This is a genomic window from Streptomyces sp. SID486, assembly GCF_009865385.1.
Taxonomy (GTDB): Bacteria; Actinomycetota; Actinomycetes; order Streptomycetales; family Streptomycetaceae; genus Streptomyces.
The window spans coordinates 1-18,575 of sequence record NZ_WWJT01000003.1 but is presented as its reverse complement, the minus strand read 5'-3'; the positions used below and the strand labels follow the sequence as shown (position 1 = coordinate 18,575).

Here is an 18,575-nt window from a genome sequence, read left to right as displayed (position 1 = left end):
ACCCGCGACGGCGGGTGGCGGCGTCCGGCCGGCGGGACGCACGGGGTCCGGTCAGCCCAGGGCCGCGACCTTCTCGCGGTAGCCCCGTACCGGCGCCGCGTCCCGGTACGGCTCCAGGCGGCGTTCGAAGTCCCGCACGTACTCCACCGCGCGGGCGCTCCGCATCTCCGCCGCCTGGCTCGCCGCCTCCGCGGCCAGCGCGCACGCCTGGTCGAGTTCACCGAGGCCGAGCCGGGCGGTGGCGAGGACGATCCGGCAGAACAGCCGGCTGCGGGCATAGCCGGCCGCGCGCAGCTGGAGGGCGCGCTCGGCGTGCTGCGCGGCGGCCCGGTACTGCTGCAGATCCCGGTGGCAGTGCCCGAACTCGTCGGCGAGCTGTGCCTCGTCGAAGAAGGCGGCCCAGTACGGCACCTCGTCCCCCGGCCGGGCCGCGTCGAGCGCGCGCTCGGCCCGCACCAGCGCCGAGGTGCACGCCCGCACCTCGCCGAGGACACCGTGCGCCCGCGCCTCGGACGCGTGCAGCAGGGCCTGGACGACGGGCGGGGCACCGGTGCCGACGCCCTGCTGGGCGACCCGCGCCAGCTGCACGGCCTCCCTGCCGTGGCCGAGGTAGACGGCCTGGCGGCTCATGGTCACCAGGACGTAGGAGCCGTAGGCCCGGTCGCCGGCCGCCTGGGCGAGCCGGAGGGCCTGCACGAAGTACCGCTGGGCGAGCCCGTGCGCGGCGATGTCGTACGACGTCCAGCCCGCGAGCCGGGTCAGATCGGCGGCGGCGCCGAACAGCCGGCGGCCGGTCTGCTCGTCGTAGCTGCCGCGCAGCATCGGCTCGCACTCGTGCTCCAGGTAGCGCACGAGCGCCTGGCGGGCGTGGCCGCCGCCGAACCGGTCGTCGAGGGTGCGGAACAGCTCGCCGACCGAGCGCAGCGCGGCGATGTCACCGCCGCTGACCCGGTGGCCGCCGACCCGCTCGGCGTGCCCGCGCACCCGGGGCAGCACCGGCACCCCCGGCCGCGGCTGGGGCCTGGCCGCGCCGGGCCGGCCCTGGGGCGGCACCCGGGGCGCCGGCTCGCGGGCCACCCGGTCGTCGGGCTTGCCGATCAGCCAGTCCCGGCTGGGCACGACCAGCCCCGCCGGGGTGAAGGCGATCTTGCGCAGCTCCGCGTGGCTGCCGGAGTCCTTGCGCCACAGCCCGCTGACGATGTCCACGGCCTCCTCCGGGGTGGCCGCGAACTCCAGCCCGGCGTACACCGGCGCACAGGCGTCCAGGCCGAGATCCTGGGCGGTGAGCCGGCGGCCGAGCCGGCGGGTGAAGACCTCGGCGATCAGGGCCGGCGTCGTACCCCGCGGCTGCTGCCCGCGCAGCCAGCGGGTGACGGACGTCTTGTCGTATCTGAGGTCCAGCCCGTGCTCCAGGCCGAGCTGGTCGACGCGACGGGCCAGACCCGCGTTGGAGAACCCCGCTTCTGCGATGAGCGCGGCGAGCTGGCGGTTGGGGGTGCGCTGCGCGGGTCGGTCCGTCATCTGCGGTGCGGTCTCCTGCCTTCCGGGCCTGTCGACGTGCCCGGATTGCCTTTGAGCAGCCCTTATGGCCTCACGAACGGCGCGAATGTAGCGGAGAGTGAGCAGGCGATCGCACACTTCGGCGTGCATTCATCCGATCGTGTGAGGAACGCCCGCAGGGCTGACGTACTCCGGTCGGACGTACAGTGGCGTGGGCGCTTCACGCGCCTGACACCGGTTCGCTGAGGGAGGCGCTTGCCGTGAGTGAGTTGCGGTTCGTCCGTATGGGGTTCGGTGCGGACGCCGTCGAGTACCAGGAGGCCTGGGACGAGCAGCGCCGGGTGCACGCGGCCCGGTTCGCCGACGAGGTCCCCGACACGGTCATCCTCCTGGAGCACCCGCCGGTCTACACGGCCGGGCGGCGCACCGAGGACAGCGAGCGCCCGCTGGACGGCACCCCGGTCGTCGACGTCGACCGCGGCGGCAAGATCACCTGGCACGGCCCGGGTCAGCTGGTGGGCTATCCGATCCAGAAGCTGCCCCGCCCGGTGGACGTGGTCGCGCACGTGCGGCGGCTGGAGGAGGCGATCATCCGCGTCTGCGCCGAGTTCGGCCTGGAGACCACCCGGGTCGAGGGCCGCAGCGGGGTGTGGGTGCTGGGCGACCCGGTGGAGCGGCGGTCCGCCCGGCCGGACGCCGGGGGAGGTCTCTCCCTCGACCTCGACCCGCGACTGACGGACGAGGAGTTCGACCCCCGCCTCAACGGCCCCGAGTACGCCCCCTCCAACGCCGGCCAGCGGCGCGAGGACCGCAAGATCGCCGCGATCGGCATCCGGGTCGCCAAGGGCGTCACGATGCACGGCTTCGCGCTCAACGTGAACCCCGACAACAAGTGGTTCGACCGGATCATCCCCTGCGGGATCCGGGACGCGGGCGTGGCCTCCCTCGCGGCCGAGCTGGGCCGGGACGTCACGATCGAGGAGGTCCTGCCGGTGGTCGAGCGGCACCTCAAGGACGTCCTGGAGAACGCCGACCTCAGGCCCCGGGTGGTCGAGCGGGCCTCCGCCTGATCCGTCCGGCCCCCCCGGGAATGCGCCCTGCGACAGCGAGGTTGGTCTCCCCGGCAGGGCGCAATGAGTACGGGCGTACCCTGGTGTACGCCGAAGAATCGAAGTCACAGGGAGCCGGTCGTGTCCGCAGTCGCACCCGACGGACGCAAGATGCTGCGCCTGGAGGTCCGCAACAGCCAGACCCCCATCGAGCGCAAGCCCGAGTGGATCAAGACCCGGGCGAAAATGGGTCCCGAGTACACCAAGATGCAGAACCTCGTGAAGAGCGAGGGCCTGCACACGGTCTGCCAGGAAGCCGGCTGTCCCAACATCTACGAGTGCTGGGAGGACCGCGAGGCGACGTTCCTCATCGGCGGCGACCAGTGCACCCGGCGCTGTGACTTCTGCCAGATCGACACCGGCAAGCCCGAGGCGCTCGACCGCGACGAGCCGCGCCGCGTGGGTGAGTCCGTGGTCACCATGGACCTGAACTACGCCACCATCACCGGCGTCGCCCGCGACGACCTGGAGGACGGCGGCGCCTGGCTGTACGCCGAGACCGTGCGCCAGATCCACGCGCAGACGGCACAGCGCGAGGGCGGCCACACGAAGGTGGAGCTGCTGGCCCCCGACTTCAACGCGGTCCCCGAGCAGCTCGCCGAGGTCTTCTCGGCCCGCCCCGAGGTCTTCGCGCACAACGTCGAGACGGTGCCGCGCATCTTCAAGCGCATCCGCCCCGGCTTCCGCTACGAGCGCTCGCTGAAGGTCATCACCGAGGCCCGTGACTTCGGGCTGGTGACCAAGTCCAACCTGATCCTCGGCATGGGCGAGACCCGCGAGGAGGTCAGCGAGGCGCTGCGGCAGCTGCACGACGCGGGCTGCGAGCTGGTCACCATCACGCAGTACCTGCGCCCCTCCGTGCGGCACCACCCGGTCGAGCGCTGGGTGAAGCCGCAGGAGTTCGTGGAGCTGAAGGAAGAGGCCGACCAGATCGGCTTCTCCGGCGTGATGTCCGGCCCGCTGGTCCGCTCGTCGTACCGGGCCGGGCGGCTCTACCAGATGGCGATGGAACAGCGCCGCTCCGCCGCCCCGCGGCAGGACGACACCTACGTGGCCGCACAGGCCGTGTGAATTCCCGCACAAGTGATTACTGGCCAGTAATGGCCGATCCGACGCGGTCCTGGCCGTCCTCGCTGATGAGGACGGGCGCCAGGGCCGCGTCGGCGTTTCGCCCGGACGCATCAAGGTTTCATCGGTGTTTGACCGGTCGGACATGCCCTGGTAACACCAATCAGTGACTCTGGTGTCACACCCCGTATCTCCATCGCTTCCGAAGGGGACCTCGATCATGCAGGCCGCGCCCGTCCGCGCCACCGCCATCCCGTCCTTCACCGACGCCCTCCGCGCCGTCGAGTCCCTGCTGATGAGCGGCGGCCAGCGCACCGCCCGCCGCAACGCCTGGAACTCCGTCCTGGAGGACCGCCGTCGCGCCAAGGACCGGACCGAGGCGCAGCGGGTCCTCGATCAGGCCGCCGGCCGCCCCTGACCCCTGCCCCGCCGGGCACTGCCGTCGTCCGCGCTTCCGGGGGCACGTAGACTTCGTGGCATGGCGAGGAAGGAAACCGCGGCGGACGCCGCGAACGCAGGGCGACTGAAGCAGATCGCCCTCACGTACAAGATGACCCGCAAGGCCGACAAGACGATCGGCCTTGTACTCGCGGCCGTCGGCATCGGCACGTTCGGTGTGTTCCTCGCGATCGGCTTCTTGATCGGCCACGAGTACTTCCTGGGCATCTTCGGTCTGCTGATCGCCCTGCTGGCGACGGCGATCGTGTTCGGCCGCCGGGCGGAGCGGGCTGCCTTCGGCCAGATGGAGGGTCAGCCGGGCGCCGCCGCGGCCGTGCTGGACAACGTCGGCCGGGGCTGGACGACGACTCCGGCGGTGGCGATGAACCGCAACCAGGACGTCGTGCACCGGGCCGTCGGCAAGGCCGGCATCGTCCTGGTCGCCGAGGGCAACCCGAACCGGGTCAAGAGCCTGCTGGCCGCCGAGAAGAAGAAGATGAACCGCATCGTCGCCGACGTACCGGTGCACGATCTGATCGTCGGCACCGGCGAGGGCCAGGTCGAGCTGAAGAAGCTCCGCACGACCATGCTGAAGCTCCCGCGCGTGCTCACCGGCCCCCAGGTGACGACCACCACCGACCGGCTGCGGGCCATGGGCGACCTGATGAGCAACATGCCGCTGCCCAAGGGCCCCATGCCCAAGGGCATGAAGCTGCCCAAGGGCGGCCCGCGAGGCCGCTGAGCGGTCCGCACCCACCACCCGGCCGAGCGCCCCTTCGGGGGCGCTTCGGCGTTTCCGGACCCGTTGACACGCCGCCGAACGGCGTATCCAGCGGGTAATCAGCTCATGCACTCCTAGCCTTCGGGGTGTGACAAAACGCCATATTACGTACTTCACGTGCACCACGGTCCTCGTCGGTGCGTTCCTCGGCACCACCCCCGCCTCGGCCGCCCACCAGACCCTCGTGGTGCGTCCGGGTGAGTCGATCCAGAAAGCGGTGAACGCCGCCCGGTCCGGCGACACCGTGCTCGTGATGGCCGGTACCTACCGCGAGAGCGTCACGGTCAGGACGCCCGGGGTGACCCTGCGCGGTGCGGGCCGGGAGACCGTCCTCCAGCCGCCCAGGAAGACCAAGGCCACGCCGCACGGGAAGAAGGGTTCCGTCAGCTGCCGCGAGGCCGGCAACGGCATCTGCGTGATCGGCGGGAAGGACAAGGCCCTGCCGGACGTCACCGTCGCCGACCTGAAGGTGACCGGCTTCGCCACGACCGGCGTGTGGTCGATGGGCACCGACCGGCTGACCGTGTCGCGGGTGACCGCCGACGACAACGGCCAGTGGGGCATCGCCCAGGAACACTCCACCCGCGGCGTCTTCCGGGGCAACACCGCCCGGGGCAACGGGGACGCGGGGCTGTTCCTCGCCAACAACGTGAAGGCCGAGGAAGGCGCCCGCGACACCAGGGGCACGCAGGTCATCGGCAACCACCTGGAGGGCAACCGGATCGGCCTCACCGTCCGCCGGCTGCGCAACCTCTCCGTCACGTACAACCACGTCCTCGGCAACTGCGCGGGCGTGTTCGTCGTCGGCGACGAGAACAAGCCGAGGACGGGCGCGCTGACCGTCAGCCACAACCTCGTCGAGCGGAACAACAAGTACTGCCCGAAGACCGCCCGGCTGCCCTACCTCCAGGGCTCGGGCATCGTCCTGACCGGCACCGAGAAGACCCTGGTGACGCGCAACACGGTCACCGGCCACTCCGGCGGGTCCCCGCTGTCGGGCGGCATCGTCCTGTTCAAGAGCTTCGTGGGCGCCACGAGCGAGCAGAACCGGATCACCCGCAACAGCCTGAGCGGCAACTCCCCCGCGGACCTCGTCAACCAGGAGGCCGCCAAGAGCGGCAACGCCTTCGACGGCAACTCCTGCCGGGCCTCCAAGCCCTCGGGCCTGTGCTGACCGGCCTGCCGTTCCCGACCCACCCAAGGAAGGAAGGCGGCTCATGACCGCACCATCCCCCGCCGTGCCGGCTCCCACCGAGCCGGGCGCGCCCCCCTCTCCCCTGCCGTCGATGCGGCTGCGCGAGCTGGTGTTCGGGGCCGCCTGCGCCGCCGCCGTCCGCGCCGCCGCCCGGCTCGGCCTCGCCGACGCGCTCGGGGACGCCCCGATGACCGTCGAGAGCCTGGCGACCGCGGTGCGCGCCGAGCCCAAGCCGCTGCGCCGGCTGCTGCGCACCCTGTCCTGCTACGGCGTCTTCACTGAGCGGCCCGACGGGACGTTCGGCCACACCGAGATGTCCCGGCTGCTGCGCGTGGACGACCCGAACAGCCTGCGCGACATCTCCCTGTGGTGCACCGAGCCCTGGACCTGGGACGCCTGGCCGAAGCTGGACGAGGCGGTGCGCACCGGCCGCAACGTCGTGGAGGGCCTGTACGGCAAGGAGTTCTTCGCCTACCTGAACGAGGACGCCCCGGAGTCGGCCGACGTCTTCAACCGGGCGATGACGACGTCCAGCGAGCAGTCGGCCCGCGACGTCGCCGCGCTGCTGGACCTGTCCGCCAGCGCGTCGGTCGCGGACCTCGGCGGCGGGCAGGGGCACGTGGTGGCCTGCCTGCTGGACAAGTACCCGGCGATGCGGGGCTATCTGCTGGACCTGCCGCGAGTGGTGCAGAACGCCCTGCCGCGGCTGCGCGAGGGCGGGGACCTGGCCGACCGGACCTGCATCGTGCCGGGCGACATCCGCGAGGCCGTCCCCGTCGACGCCGACGTCTACATCATCAAGAACATCCTGGAGTGGGACGACGACTCCACCGCCCGGCTGCTGCGCAACGTGGTCGAGGCGGGCGGTCCCGGCGCCCGGGTCGTGGTCATCGAGAACCTCGTCGACGACACCCCGTCGATGCGGTTCAGCACCGCCATGGACCTGCTGCTGCTCATGAACGTCGGCGGGGCCAAGCACACCACCGACAGCATGGTCGGGCGGCTCGGCGCGGCGGGCCTGGAGGTCGGCGACGTCCGGCCGGTCAACCCCTACCTGCACGCGTTCGACTGCAAGGTGGCCGGGTGAGCGCACCCCTCTCGCAGCACGCCGGTGCCGGGTCCGCGTCCTCCGCGGGCCCGGCACCGGTGTTCCGGACGGGGGATCAGGCGCCGGCGTCGCGCTCCCACAGGTAGAAGCGCTGTGCCATGGCGTCCTTGGGGGACCGCCAGGTCTCCGGGTCGTACGCGCTGACGTACGCCGACAGCCGCTCGCTGACCTCCCTGAACTCCGGGTGCGAGGTGACCTTGGCGATGGCCGGTCCGGGCTCGCGCTCGGACTCGATGAGGTGCATGTACACATCGCCGAACTGGAAGAGGCTGCGCCGGACGACCCCGACGAGGTGCGGCAGCTCTCCCCGGTCGGACTCCGCGAACACCTTGGCGATGTCGGTCGCGGAGCCCGGGGCCATGCGGGCGACGATCAGGGCCTGGTGCACGGTCGTCTCCTGTCGTCCGGCTCAGTCGGCCAGGGCCGGGGCCGGTCGCCGGCCGGCCGCCGCCTGCTCGATCTTGTCGCGGATCAGGGCCATCTGGACCTTGGAGTTCTTGTTGATGTTGTCGGTCATCCAGTCGTCGTCGACCGGGGCGTCCGGCTTCATCGCGAAGTCCTGGGTCCAGACCATCCGGGTGCCGGCGGGAACCTCCTCGTAGCTCCAGTGGATGTCCATGTGGGCGAAGGGTCCGGTCTCCACCCGGCGCGCCTTGACGGTGCGGGACTCGCGGTGCGGCTCACGCTCGGAGACCCAGCTCCAGACGGTGCCGTTCTCGTCCGGGTGCATGGTCAGCCGGAACGTCGTCTTCTCGCCCTCCCGCTTGAGGACCTCCACCGCCGCGTACTCGCTGAACAGCTGCGGCCAGCGCTCCAGGTCGTTGGTCATGTCCCAGACCAGGTCCAGCGGGGCGGCGATGGTGATCTCGTTCTGGGTGTGTCCTGCCATCTCAGGCTCCTGCCATCAGGGTGGTGTTGACGAGGTTGAGGAACTGCTGCGGTGTCTTGCAGCGCTCCGCGTCGACCGGCATCGGGGTGCCGTGCGTGTTCTCCAGCTCGCCGACGATGCCGAGCAGGCCCAGCGAGTCGACGCCGAGGACGTCGAAGCCGGTCTCCGGCTTGTCCACGAGCTGCTGTGGGCTGACGGTGACCCCGGCAGCCTTCTTCATCAGCGCGGCGAGTTCTTCCACGGTGATCTGCGGCATGTGCTTTCCTCCTTTGCTGTACTCACTGCGCGGTGCCGCGTCGCAGCACCAGCGCCGAGTTCGACCCCATGAGTCCGCGGCTGAGGACCAGTGCCGTCCGCAGTTCGGCGACGCGGGCGCGGCCCGTCACGAGGTCGAGTTCGTGGCAGACGTCGAAGACGTTCGGCGTCGGCGGGATCAGACCGTGCTCCATCGCCAGCACGGCCGCCGCGGTGTCCAGCACGGGGGCGGCGCAGTAGCCGCGGCCGATGCCGGTCTTCGGGGCGGTGACCGGGACCCGGGTGCCGTGCTCGCCGAGGGCGTCGGCGAGGGCCAGGGCCTCGGCGCGGTCCGCCTCCGGCACCCCGAGCGCGTCGGCGAAGACGACGTCGATCTCCTCGGGGGCGCAGCCGGCCTCGCGCAGGGCCTGCCCGATGGCGTGGGCGAGGCCCGCCCGGGAGTCCGCCCAGCGGGAGGCGCCGGTGAAGGTGGCGCCGTGGCCGGCCACGATGGCCCGGATGTCGGCGCCGCGGTCCCGGGCGGCGTTCGCCGCCTCGACGACGAGCATCGCGCCGCCCTCGCCCGGTACGAACCCGCAGGCCCCCTCGGTGAAGGGGCGATAGGCCCGGGACGGATCCGGCTCGTGGCTCAGCTCCCGGTAGCCGAGCTGGCAGACCATCGAGTACGGCGCGAGCGGCGCCTCGGTGGAACCCGCCACGATGACGTCGGTGCCGCGCCGTACCGCCCGTGCCGCGTGCGCGAGGGCGTCCAGGCCGCCGGCCTCGTCGGAGGCGACGACCGAGCAGGGCCCCTTGAGGCCGCGGCGGATGGACACCTGGCCGGTGCTCGCGGCGTAGAACCAGGCGATGGACTGGTACGGCCCGACGAACCGGCTGCCCTTGCCCCACAGTCGCTGCAGCTCACGCTGGCCGAACTCGCCGCCGCCGGAGCCGGCGGCGGTGACGACGCCGATGGAGTACGGCGCGTCGGGGATGCTGCCCTGCCCGATCCGGGCGTCGTCCAGCGCGAAGTCGGCCGCGGCCATGGCGTAGTGCGTGAACCGGTCGGTCTGGACGAGGAAGCGCTCCTCGATCGTCGCGGCCGGGTCGAAGGCGCGGACCTCACCGGCCACCTTGAGGGGAAGGTGCTCGCAGCCCTCGCGGGTGACCCGGTCGAGGACGCTGAGGCCCTCCTGGGTCGCCTTCCAGAAGGTGTCGGTGCTGGTGCCGTTGGGCGCGACCACCCCGATGCCGGTGACGGCCGCCTGCCGGTCCTTCGGTTCGCTCATCGTGTCCTCACTCCCTCGGCCGGGTCAGGATCACCGCGGACTGGAAGCCGCCGAACCCGCTGCCCACGGACAGCACGCTGGACAGTTTCCGTTCACGGGCCACGCGCGGGACGTAGTCCAGATCGCACTCGGGGTCGGGGATCTCGTAGTTCGCGGTCGGCGGTACGACCTGCTTGGCCAGGGCCAGCACGCAGGCGACCAGTTCGATGGCGCCGATCGCCCCGAGGGAGTGCCCCACCATGGACTTGATGGAGCTCATCGGGGTGTCGTAGGCGTGGTGGCCGAGCGCCCGCTTCACGGCCGCCGTCTCGTGCCGGTCGTTCTGCCGGGTGCCGGAACCGTGGGCGTTGACGTAGTCGATCGCCGTCGGGTCGAGCCGCGCCTGGTCGAGGGCGGTCTCGACGGCCCGCGCCATCTCCAGGCCCTCCTTGGTCAGGCCGGTCATGTGGTAGGCGTTGCCGAAGGTGGCGTAGCCGCCGAACTCGCAGTACACGTGGGCACCGCGGGCCCTGGCGTGCTCCAGTTCCTCCAGGACGAGCACCGCGCCGCCCTCGCCCATGACGAACCCGTCACGGTTGTTGTCGAAGGGCCGGGAGGCGTGCGCGGGGTCGTCGTTGTTCGGCGACGTGGCCTTGATCGCGTCGAAGCAGGCCATGGTGATCGGGGATATCGGGGAGTCCGAGGCACCCGCGATGCATATGTCCGCCCGGCCTTCCTGCACGGTGTGGAAGGCGTACCCGACGGCGTCCAGTCCCGAGGTGCAGCCGGTGGAGACGGTCTGCACGGGACCCTGGGCGCCGAAACGTTCCGCCACGGCGGAGGCCACGGTGCTCGGCGAGAAGGCCCGGTGCAGCTGCGGCTCCGCCTCGGTGTGGTCGACGTCCCACCGCTGCCCGCGGTGGGACACCAGGACGTAGTCGTGCTCCAGACGGGTGGTGCCGCCGACGGCGGTGCCCAGGGAGACACCGACCCGCCAGGGGTCCTCACCGGCGAGGTCGAGACCGGAGTCCCGGACCGCCTCCTCGCCGGCCACCAGCGCGAACTGTATGTACCGGTCCGCCCGCTGGACCTGCTCGGCGTCCAGGCCGTGCGCCGCCGGGTCGAAGTCGCACTCGGCGGCGATCCGGGACCTCAGCCCGGCCGGGTCGAAGAACGTGATGCCCCGCGTCGCGGTACGGCCCTCGGCGAGCAGGTCCCAGAACGCCGGTACGCCGATGCCGCCCGGGGCGACGACACCTATGCCGGTGACCGCCACGCGCCGGCTCATGAGCGGACCTGTTCCCGCTCGGTCGGCTCCGCGGCGACGGCCGCGCAGCCCGTCTCCTCCGTGTCGACGTGGCCGAGGGCCGGCCGCGGGGCCAGCGGACCGAGGTGGAAGACGATCCGCGCCTCCACGTTGCCGGTGTTGCGGAACCGGTGGCGCATGTTCATGGGGATCATCAGCCCCTGCTCGGGCCGCAGCGGGTGCGGCTCGCCGTCCAGGTCCACCTCCAGCTGGCCGCAGACGACGTAGACGAACTCCTCGGAGTACGGGTGGTAGTGCTCACCGATGCGGTCACCGGGCCGCACGATGGCCACGCCCATGAAACCGCTGGTGGAGCCCACCGTCGCCGGGGTGAGCATGGCGCGCAGGTCCCCGCCGCGCCGGGTGTTGGGCTCGACCTCGCTGAGGTCCACGATCTTCGGAAGGGGTTGAATCACGGCGTTCCTCCGTTGGTGTGCTGGGCCGGCCGGGGTCAGGCGTCGGGCGAACGGCGGTCGGTGACGAGGTCCATGCCGACCGGCTCGCCGTCCAGCAGGGCGCTCAGCGCGGCCTGCCGTCCGGGCTCGGGCAGGACGGCCTGCCCGCCCGCGCCGGGTCGTACGTCGACCAGCCGTACGACGACGTCGTCACGGTGGAAGATCGTGCTGCGCAGCACCGGGCTGTCCGGATCGTCCGCCGCCGCCTCGTCCTGCTGGGCGAGCAGCTCCGCCAGCCGCATGCCGCAGTCCGGCCGGGCCGGGTAGTACAGGGCCTGCCGCTCCCCCTCGGTGAGTTCGTCCGCGGTGAGGTGGTGCACGGCGGGCAGCGCCGCCCGGGTGAAGAACACCCGTGCGGATTCCTGGTCGTCGAGGTCCCGCTCCTGCTCCAGGTACGGGTTGATGGCCTCCTCGACGGCCCGTACCTCGGGCTGCCGGGCGACGTGCCGCAGCGCGGCGAGCAGGTCACCGCGCACCTCGATGGCCCGCACCACCCGGTTGCCGTGCATGAACAGGGAGGTACGGCACAGCCGGGTGGTCTCGTCGACCTTCGCCCGGGGCGAGGAGTAGTCCGCGAGGATCCGCGCCACCTCACGCTCGCTGCCCGGCTTGACCGTGAAGGTCAGCGCGTGCCGGATCACACCGTCGCCGATCCGCGGGGACGCCTGGAGCCGGCGGCGCGAGGCGGAGGCGGCGGCCTCCTCGGCGCCCGTCTCGCGAACGATGTGGAAGCGCAGCGACCGGGTGTCCCGGACGCAGGAGTGCAGCGGCTCCACCATCCGCACGTGCTCCTCGCTGTTCACCCAGGTGAGGAAAGGCGGGGCACTCTCCCACTCGCTCGTGATGAGCCACTGGGAGGGGTTCTCGATCGACTGGCACAGCTGGTCGCTGACGTGGCCGGGCACCTGAGCCACCTGGTTGCACAGCTGCTCGTACGCCTCCAGGAACTGCTGCTGGGCGCCGTCGTAGACGTCCACGAGGAGGACGACCCGGAGGCGGGAGCCGTCGAACACGGACTGGGAGACCCGTTTCGACTGGCGCGTCAACTGGTCCGAAAGCTTTTCCGACATGGTGGTCATGCTGCGCACATCTCCTTCACGGGGGCAGAGGCGAACGCCGGCGGCCGAATGACGCGACGTCAGCGCTTCTTGATCCTGTGCCTCTCCCCCCGGTGCGCGCGACTCGCGTGAACCACGCGGGTGATTGCGCACGCGAAAGCCCTCCCAGAGGGCACAGAAACACCAATGCGCCCCACATCCCGACCCCAGCCCCTGGAGCCTTGATGCAGCACAAAGCCGATCACCAGGTGCCCGTCCTCGTCGTGGGCGGTTCTCTGGTGGGCCTGTCCCTCTCCCTGTTCCTGGGCCGTCTCGGCGTGCCGCACATGCTCGTCGAGCGGCATTCGGGTACCTCGATCCACCCGCGTGGCCGCGGCAACAACCTGCGGACGATGGAGTTGTTCCGGGTGGCCGGCATCGAGCCGGACATCAAGGCGGCGGCCTCGCTCCTGGCGGACAACCACGGCATCCTGCAGACCCCCACGCTGGTCGGCGACGCCGGCGAATGGCTCTTCCGGAACATCGACCCGGGCGGCGGGCTGGCCAAGTTCAGCCCCACGGGGTGGTGCCTGTGCAGCCAGAACGACCTCGAACCGGTCCTGCTGAACGGAGCCCGCTCGCTCGGCGGCGACCTGCGGTACTTCCACGAGCTGGAGTCCTTCTCCCAGGACCCCGAAGGGGTGACGGCGTTCGTCCGCGACCGGGACAGCGACGAGCTGTACACCGTCCGGGCGGACTACCTGGTCGCCTGCGACGGTCCGCGCAGCCCCGTCCGGCGCAGGCTGGGCATCGGGCAGAGCGGCCCCGGCGACCTCTTCGCGAACGTGAGCATCACCTTCCGCTCCAAGCTGCTCGCCGAGACCGTGGGCGACCGGCGCTTCATCTGCTGCTACCTCACCAGCCCCGAGGCCGACGGCGCCCTGCTGCCCGTCGACAACAAGGAGCACTGGGTCTTCCACGCGCCCTGGCACCCGGAACACGGCGAGACGCTGGAGGAGTTCACCGAGGAGCGGCTCCAGCGGCACATCCGGCTGGCGGTCGGCGTGCCCGACCTCGACGTGGAGGTCACCGGCAAGGCGTCCTGGCGGGCCGCGGAGCGCGTCGCCGAGCGGTACACGGCCGGCCGGGTCCTGCTCGCCGGCGACTCCGCGCACGAGATGTCCCCCACCGGGGCCTTCGGCTCCAACACCGGCATCCAGGACGCCCACAACCTGGCCTGGAAGCTGTCCGCCGTGCTCGGCGGCTGGGCCGGACCCGGCCTGCTGGAGACCTACGACACCGAGCGCCGGCCGGTCGCCATGGCCACCAGCGCCCGCGCCTCGGCCCGCTCCGTGGAGCACAGCCACCCCGGCTTCGCCCCGACCCCGGGCGTCGGCACCGGGCCGCGCAGCGGAATCCTCCCCGTCGTCCTGTGCTACCGCTATCTGGAGGGCGCCGTCCTGGGGGCCGACCCGGCCCAGCCGGTCGTACCGGACGGAGTACGGCTGACGGGCGACCCGGGCAGCCGGGCCCCGCACCTGTGGCTGCGCCGGGCGGGCGAACGGATCTCCACGCTCGACCTCTACGAGCGGTCGATGGTGCTGCTCAGCGACGCGGGCTCGGCCGCGGGCCGGGCCTGGCACACCGCCGCCCGGCACCTCGCCGGCGCGGACGGGATGCGGCTGGAGGCGTACCGGATCGGCGCGGGGGCGGACGCGGACCTCACCTACGACGGGGACGGGCCGGCGGCCGGCGGCGACTGGGCGGCGCTGCACGGGACCACGGCCGACGGAGCGGTGCTGGTACGGCCGGACGGATTCGTCGCCTGGCGCACCCGGGCCGCGGCGGCGGATCCGGAGGCCGAGCTGCGGGAGGTCCTGGAGACGGTGCTGTGCCGGCGCTGACGACGGTGTGACCATGCACACAGGCCCCCCGCGCCCTACGGTGCGGGGGGCCTGTGGGCCGTACGGCGGGGGCTGTGACCCGTACGGCGGGGGCCTGTGGGCCGTACGGCGGGGGGCTGTGGGCCGTACGGCGGGGGGCTGTGGGCCGTACGGCGGGGCGCGTCGGATGCGGGCGTCCGGGAGCGTCAGACGCGGACGCCCGGGAACGTCAGAGGGCGGGCGCCCGGGGGCGTCAGATGGCGGACGGCCGGGGGCGTCAGATGCGGACTTCGACCGTCTTCGCGAGCCGGTCGTGCAGACCGCGGCCGTCGCGGTCCCAGACCAGGGGCGGGATGGCGAGGAAGAACAGGACCGTGCGGAGCAGAGCGCGCGCCGGGCTGACGCGACCGGTCTCCAGGGCGACCACCCGCAGCCCGAGGAGGCGCTTGCCCGGGGTGGAGCCCACCGTGCCCAGGGTGAGGACCAGCAGCACGAACAGGACGAGCGGCGCCCAGACCTGCGCCGCGTCGTGGTAGCTGTCGGCGATGAGACCGTATGCGATCAGGAGGCAGAGCCCCCAGTCGACGACGAGCGCGCCGAGCCGCCGTCCGGGCCGCGCGATCGAGTTCGGCCCCTCCTCGGGGAGGCCGAGCTGCTCGCCCCGGTAACCGAAGTCGGCGCCCGCCTCTTCCATGGCCGCGCGGGGCCCGGAGAGCCACGATCCGATTGCCTGCCTGTTGTCCACCCGTCCACGGTACTGCGCCCGGTTTCGGGCACTACGCGCAGGGGTGTGTCCGGGCTACGGTGGACACGTGGCCGGTTAACTTCTGCGAAACAAACGGGTCACGCCCGAGAAATCACCCGTCCCTAGTGTCGGGACCAGCGTGTGCCACCGCACTGGCCGCACGAACGATCTACCACCCCGGCGCGGACGGTCGGGAGTAGGAGGAGCTGGATGTTCCAGAACGCCGACGAGGCCAAGAAGTACATCGCGGACGAGGACGTCAAGTTCGTCGACGTCCGCTTCTGCGACCTTCCGGGCGTCATGCAGCACTTCACGTTGCCCGCCGAGGCGTTCGACCCCGACGACGAGCAGGCCTTCGACGGGTCGTCGATCCGCGGTTTCCAGGCCATCCACGAGTCGGACATGGCCCTGCGCCCCGACCTGTCCACCGCGCGCATCGACCCGTTCCGCCGGGACAAGACCCTCAACATCAACTTCTTCATCCACGACCCGATCACGGGCGAGCAGTACTCCCGTGACCCGCGCAACGTCGCGAAGAAGGCCGAGGCGTACCTGGCGTCGACCGGCATCGCCGACACGGCCTACTTCGGCCCCGAGGCCGAGTTCTACGTCTTCGACAGCGTCCGCTTCGCCACCTCGGCGAACGAGTCCTTCTACCACATCGACTCCGAGGCGGGCGCCTGGAACACCGGCGCCCTGGAGGACAACCGCGGGTACAAGGTCCGCTACAAGGGCGGCTACTTCCCGGTCCCGCCGGTCGACCACTTCGCCGACCTGCGCGCCGAGATCTCCCTGGAGCTCGACAAGCAGGGCCTGAAGGTCGAGCGCCAGCACCACGAGGTGGGCACCGCCGGCCAGGCGGAGATCAACTACAAGTTCAACACCCTGCTCGCCGCCGCCGACGACCTGCAGCTCTTCAAGTACATCGTGAAGAACGTCGCATGGCGCAACGGCAAGACCGCGACCTTCATGCCGAAGCCGATCTTCGGTGACAACGGCTCGGGCATGCACGTGCACCAGTCGCTGTGGAACAACGGCGACCCGCTGTTCTACGACGAGGCCGGCTACGCGGGCCTGTCGGACACCGCCCGCTACTACATCGGCGGCATCCTCAAGCACGCCCCGTCGCTGCTGGCCTTCACCAACCCGACGGTGAACTCGTACCACCGCCTGGTGCCGGGCTTCGAGGCGCCGATCAACCTGGTGTACTCGCAGCGCAACCGCTCGGCCGCGATGCGTATCCCGATCACCGGCTCGAACCCGAAGGCCAAGCGCGTCGAGTTCCGCGCCCCGGACTCCTCCGGCAACCCGTACCTGGCCTTCTCCGCCCTGCTCCTCGCGGGTCTGGACGGCATCAAGAACAAGATCGAGCCGGCCGAGCCGATCGACAAGGACCTGTACGAGCTGGCTCCCGAGGAGCACGCGAACGTCGCCCAGGTCCCGACCTCGCTGAACGCCGTCCTCGACGCCCTCGAGGCCGACCACGAGTTCCTCCTCCAGGGTGACGTCTTCACGTCCGACCTGATCGAGACGTGGATCGACTTCAAGCGCACCAACGAGATCGCCCCGCTCCAGCTCCGCCCGCACCCGCACGAGTTCGAGCTGTACTTCGACGTGTGACGGACGCGTGAGACGGGCGCGTCCGGCACGGACGCGTACCTGAGCGCCGCAGAGGCCCGCCGTTCCCCCGGAGCGGCGGGCCTCCGCCGTTGCCGTCCCGGCGCCGCTCCGGATGTCGGCAGCCTCCGGTAACTTGCGGATCCGGACATGCGGGCGGGGACGCGGCTCCGCGTCGGCGGCCGAGGGGAGAGGGCATGAGCGGGGTGCGGCGGTTCATCGTCGTGATGTTGTTCGACGGGGTCGATCTGCTGGACGTCACCGGGCCGCCGGAGGTGTTCGCGCTGCTGCGGCGGGAGACCGAGGACGCCACCGGTTACGAGGTGGTCCTGGCCGCCGAGACCATGGACCCGGTCACCACCGCCGCCGGCGTCCGCGTCCTGCCGGACGTCACCTTCGAGGAGGCGTCCCGCAGGGCGATCGACACCCTGCTGGTGCCCGGCTCGGTCGAGGTCGACGAGCAGCGCCGGGTGTACGCCCTGACCGATCCGGCCGTCGTCGGCCGGGTGCGGACCCTCGCCGCGCGGGCCCGGCGCGTCGCCTCCGTCTGCGTCGGCGCCCACCTGCTCGCCGCCGCCGGTCTGCTCGACGGCAGGCGCGCCACCACCCACTGGTCGACCGCGCAGCAGCTCGCCGCCGACCACCCCGAGGTCGAGGTCGACGCCGACCCGATCTTCATCCGCGACGGCGGGGTGTGGACCGGTGCGGGCATCACCGCCTGCCTGGACCTGTCCCTCGCGCTCGTCGCCGAGGACTTCGGCGAGGCCGTCGCGCTGCGGGTCGCCCGCCAGCTGGTCATGTACCTGAAGCGGCCGAGCGGGCAGAGCCAGTTCAGCGTGCCCGTCGAGCCCGTCTCCACCACCCGGCGTACGGCCGAGCTGCGCCACTTCGTCACCGAGCACATCGCCGGGCCGCTGACCGTGGCCGACCTGGCCGAAAGCGCCCATGTCAGCGAACGCCAGCTCACCCGGATCTTCAAGACGGAACTGGGGATGACCCCGGCCGCCTACATCGAGGCGGCCCGCGTCGAGGTGGCCCGCAACCGGCTGGAGACCTCGGACGACACCCTGGAACGGGTCGCCTCCGCGTGCGGTTTCGGCACCTCCGACACGCTCATCCGGGCGTTCCGCCGCAAGCTCGGCACGACGCCCACGGAGTACCGCAGCCGTTTCCGCCGGTCCGGCTGACCGGCTCCGGCCCCGGTGCAACCTTTCCCGCTTCCCAGACTTCCTATTGTCAGGGGATCATCCTCCCGAACCGTGTCGGACGAGAGAGGTTGAACGGGGATGTCGCAACAGGACGAGTGGGAGCGCGAGTTCGATCATCGCTGGGCGAACTCGGCCGAGCACAAGGAGCCCTCCGCCCGGGCCCGGATGCTCGCCGCCCGCTGGAAGGAGAACCCGCCGGAGCCGGCCCCCTTCCGTGCCGACCCGGACCGTCTCACGCCACGCCGGTCGTCGTGGGTGTCGACGGCCGTGGTGCTCGGCTGCGTGGCCGCGGTGATCGTCCTGCTGGGGTACGCCCAGATGCGCTCCTCCTACTAGGACCGCGTCATCAGCCACTCACCACGGCGGACGCAGACGCAGACACAGACGCAGACGCAGACGCAGACGGGGGACGGGACCGCGGCGGCACTGCGGCTCGCCGGGGGCGCGGTCCTGCGGGACGTCCTCGGCACCGGTGGCCCGGCGGCCTGGCTGGAGCTGGACGAGGAGGCCCGGGCGGACCACTGGGACCCGGAAGGCGTGTACGGGGAGGCCGCGGGCGGCGGCGGACCCGCGGACCGCGGGTACTGGGCGCGCGCGGACGGCGGTCGCGCGCTGCTCGCCGCCCTGGCCGCCGGCGCTCCGCTCACCGACGGCCGGCTCGCCCTCGCCCTGTGCCACCGCGACGGCAGGGTCCGGCACCGGGCCCTGGGCCGGGCGGCCGGCCGGCCGGAGCT

The 18,575-nt window shown here is 71.8% G+C and carries 19 protein-coding genes and 1 pseudogene; 11 read left to right on the top strand and 9 right to left on the bottom strand.

Going from position 1 to position 18,575, the window contains the following annotated elements; translation table 11 throughout:
* Nucleotides 1–51: 51 nt before the first annotated feature.
* Complete coding sequence (locus GT045_RS00385; protein ID WP_161332915.1) at nucleotides 52–1,521, bottom strand: regulator; 1,470 nt, start codon at nucleotides 1,519–1,521, stop codon at nucleotides 52–54.
* Between the two features lie 239 nt (nucleotides 1,522–1,760).
* Here GT045_RS00385 and lipB point away from each other — a divergent pair, with 239 nt between their 5' ends.
* The 6 genes from lipB to GT045_RS00355 all read left to right on the top strand — a co-directional run bounded on the left by lipB (nucleotide 1,761) and on the right by GT045_RS00355 (nucleotide 7,178).
* Entirely contained in the window at nucleotides 1,761–2,570 is an 810-nt protein-coding gene (gene lipB / locus GT045_RS00380; protein WP_161293873.1) for a lipoyl(octanoyl) transferase LipB, read from the top strand.
* A gap of 120 nt (nucleotides 2,571–2,690) precedes the next feature.
* Entirely contained in the window at nucleotides 2,691–3,680 is a 990-nt protein-coding gene (gene lipA, locus GT045_RS00375) for a lipoyl synthase (RefSeq protein ID WP_161293875.1), read from the top strand.
* 217 nt (nucleotides 3,681–3,897) lie between these two features.
* On the top strand, nucleotides 3,898–4,095 hold the full coding sequence (locus GT045_RS00370) for a hypothetical protein (protein ID WP_161293877.1): 198 nt from the start codon (nucleotides 3,898–3,900) through the stop codon (nucleotides 4,093–4,095).
* 60 nt (nucleotides 4,096–4,155) lie between these two features.
* Complete coding sequence (locus tag GT045_RS00365) at nucleotides 4,156–4,857, top strand: DUF4191 domain-containing protein (RefSeq protein WP_161332914.1); 702 nt, start codon at nucleotides 4,156–4,158, stop codon at nucleotides 4,855–4,857.
* A gap of 127 nt (nucleotides 4,858–4,984) precedes the next feature.
* A complete protein-coding gene (locus tag GT045_RS00360; RefSeq protein WP_161332913.1) occupies nucleotides 4,985–6,070 on the top strand; it encodes a right-handed parallel beta-helix repeat-containing protein in 1,086 nt (361 codons plus the stop codon).
* Between the two features lie 43 nt (nucleotides 6,071–6,113).
* Complete coding sequence (locus GT045_RS00355; RefSeq protein ID WP_237538229.1) at nucleotides 6,114–7,178, top strand: methyltransferase; 1,065 nt, start codon at nucleotides 6,114–6,116, stop codon at nucleotides 7,176–7,178.
* 76 nt (nucleotides 7,179–7,254) lie between these two features.
* On the opposite strand, the gene GT045_RS00350 is transcribed toward GT045_RS00355, so the two are convergent.
* Genes GT045_RS00350 through GT045_RS00320 form a run of 7 tightly spaced genes read right to left on the bottom strand, consistent with a single transcriptional unit; the run spans nucleotide 7,255 to nucleotide 12,430 of the window.
* Nucleotides 7,255–7,587: a TcmI family type II polyketide cyclase gene (locus tag GT045_RS00350; protein ID WP_161297630.1), complete on the bottom strand. Its 333-nt coding sequence runs from the start codon at nucleotides 7,585–7,587 to the stop codon at nucleotides 7,255–7,257.
* A 21-nt stretch (nucleotides 7,588–7,608) separates the two neighbouring features.
* The gene (locus GT045_RS00345; RefSeq protein ID WP_161297629.1) at nucleotides 7,609–8,088 is read right to left on the bottom strand and encodes an SRPBCC family protein; all 480 of its coding nucleotides are present in this window, start codon (nucleotides 8,086–8,088) and stop codon (nucleotides 7,609–7,611) included.
* A gap of 1 nt (nucleotide 8,089) precedes the next feature.
* Nucleotides 8,090–8,344: an acyl carrier protein gene (locus GT045_RS00340; RefSeq protein WP_161297628.1), complete on the bottom strand. Its 255-nt coding sequence runs from the start codon at nucleotides 8,342–8,344 to the stop codon at nucleotides 8,090–8,092.
* A 22-nt stretch (nucleotides 8,345–8,366) separates the two neighbouring features.
* A complete protein-coding gene (locus tag GT045_RS00335; protein ID WP_161332912.1) occupies nucleotides 8,367–9,611 on the bottom strand; it encodes a beta-ketoacyl synthase N-terminal-like domain-containing protein in 1,245 nt (414 codons plus the stop codon).
* Between the two features lie 7 nt (nucleotides 9,612–9,618).
* Nucleotides 9,619–10,878 (bottom strand): beta-ketoacyl-[acyl-carrier-protein] synthase family protein, encoded by a 1,260-nt coding sequence (locus GT045_RS00330; RefSeq protein ID WP_161297626.1) that lies wholly within the window; start codon nucleotides 10,876–10,878, stop codon nucleotides 9,619–9,621.
* Nucleotides 10,875–11,312, bottom strand: coding sequence for a cupin domain-containing protein (locus GT045_RS00325; protein ID WP_345942510.1), 438 nt, complete (start codon nucleotides 11,310–11,312; stop codon nucleotides 10,875–10,877). The genes GT045_RS00330 and GT045_RS00325 overlap by 4 nt, the downstream gene beginning before the upstream one ends.
* 35 nt (nucleotides 11,313–11,347) lie before the next feature.
* A complete protein-coding gene (locus GT045_RS00320) occupies nucleotides 11,348–12,430 on the bottom strand; it encodes a SchA/CurD-like domain-containing protein (protein ID WP_161297625.1) in 1,083 nt (360 codons plus the stop codon).
* A 203-nt stretch (nucleotides 12,431–12,633) separates the two neighbouring features.
* Between GT045_RS00320 and GT045_RS00315 the strand changes: the two genes are divergently transcribed.
* Nucleotides 12,634–14,292 carry an FAD-dependent monooxygenase gene (locus GT045_RS00315; RefSeq protein WP_161332911.1) on the top strand — a complete coding sequence of 553 codons (1,659 nt, stop codon included), beginning with the start codon at nucleotides 12,634–12,636 and terminating at the stop codon, nucleotides 14,290–14,292.
* A 256-nt stretch (nucleotides 14,293–14,548) separates the two neighbouring features.
* Here the strand turns inward: GT045_RS00315 and GT045_RS00310 are convergent, their stop codons facing one another.
* Nucleotides 14,549–15,016 carry an RDD family protein gene (locus tag GT045_RS00310; protein ID WP_345942509.1) on the bottom strand — a complete coding sequence of 156 codons (468 nt, stop codon included), beginning with the start codon at nucleotides 15,014–15,016 and terminating at the stop codon, nucleotides 14,549–14,551.
* Nucleotides 15,017–15,226: 210 nt separating this feature from the next.
* Between GT045_RS00310 and glnA the strand changes: the two genes are divergently transcribed.
* The 4 genes and pseudogenes from glnA to GT045_RS40620 all read left to right on the top strand — a co-directional run.
* Nucleotides 15,227–16,636 carry a type I glutamate--ammonia ligase gene (gene glnA / locus GT045_RS00305; protein ID WP_161297623.1) on the top strand — a complete coding sequence of 470 codons (1,410 nt, stop codon included), beginning with the start codon at nucleotides 15,227–15,229 and terminating at the stop codon, nucleotides 16,634–16,636.
* A gap of 194 nt (nucleotides 16,637–16,830) precedes the next feature.
* Nucleotides 16,831–17,820 carry a DJ-1/PfpI family protein gene (locus GT045_RS00300; protein WP_161297622.1) on the top strand — a complete coding sequence of 330 codons (990 nt, stop codon included), beginning with the start codon at nucleotides 16,831–16,833 and terminating at the stop codon, nucleotides 17,818–17,820.
* A 99-nt stretch (nucleotides 17,821–17,919) separates the two neighbouring features.
* Nucleotides 17,920–18,177: a hypothetical protein gene (locus GT045_RS00295; protein WP_161297621.1), complete on the top strand. Its 258-nt coding sequence runs from the start codon at nucleotides 17,920–17,922 to the stop codon at nucleotides 18,175–18,177.
* A 201-nt stretch (nucleotides 18,178–18,378) separates the two neighbouring features.
* Nucleotides 18,379–18,575, top strand: a pseudogene (locus GT045_RS40620) (hypothetical protein); the annotation flags it as partial.

What these genes read in the sequence shown, in the direction of transcription:
- GT045_RS00385 (WP_161332915.1), bottom strand. Translation starts at nt 1,521, where the DNA reads ATGACGGACCGACCCGCGCAGCGCACCCCCAACCGCCAGCTCGCCGCG.
- GT045_RS00370 (WP_161293877.1), top strand. Translation starts at nt 3,898, where the DNA reads ATGCAGGCCGCGCCCGTCCGCGCCACCGCCATCCCGTCCTTCACCGAC.
- GT045_RS00365 (WP_161332914.1), top strand. Translation starts at nt 4,156, where the DNA reads ATGGCGAGGAAGGAAACCGCGGCGGACGCCGCGAACGCAGGGCGACTG.
- GT045_RS00355 (WP_237538229.1), top strand. Translation starts at nt 6,114, where the DNA reads ATGACCGCACCATCCCCCGCCGTGCCGGCTCCCACCGAGCCGGGCGCG.
- GT045_RS00345 (WP_161297629.1), bottom strand. Translation starts at nt 8,088, where the DNA reads ATGGCAGGACACACCCAGAACGAGATCACCATCGCCGCCCCGCTGGAC.
- GT045_RS00340 (WP_161297628.1), bottom strand. Translation starts at nt 8,344, where the DNA reads ATGCCGCAGATCACCGTGGAAGAACTCGCCGCGCTGATGAAGAAGGCT.
- GT045_RS00335 (WP_161332912.1), bottom strand. Translation starts at nt 9,611, where the DNA reads ATGAGCGAACCGAAGGACCGGCAGGCGGCCGTCACCGGCATCGGGGTG.
- GT045_RS00330 (WP_161297626.1), bottom strand. Translation starts at nt 10,878, where the DNA reads ATGAGCCGGCGCGTGGCGGTCACCGGCATAGGTGTCGTCGCCCCGGGC.
- GT045_RS00320 (WP_161297625.1), bottom strand. Translation starts at nt 12,430, where the DNA reads ATGACCACCATGTCGGAAAAGCTTTCGGACCAGTTGACGCGCCAGTCG.
- GT045_RS00315 (WP_161332911.1), top strand. Translation starts at nt 12,634, where the DNA reads ATGCAGCACAAAGCCGATCACCAGGTGCCCGTCCTCGTCGTGGGCGGT.
- glnA (WP_161297623.1), top strand. Translation starts at nt 15,227, where the DNA reads ATGTTCCAGAACGCCGACGAGGCCAAGAAGTACATCGCGGACGAGGAC.
- GT045_RS00300 (WP_161297622.1), top strand. Translation starts at nt 16,831, where the DNA reads ATGAGCGGGGTGCGGCGGTTCATCGTCGTGATGTTGTTCGACGGGGTC.
- GT045_RS00295 (WP_161297621.1), top strand. Translation starts at nt 17,920, where the DNA reads ATGTCGCAACAGGACGAGTGGGAGCGCGAGTTCGATCATCGCTGGGCG.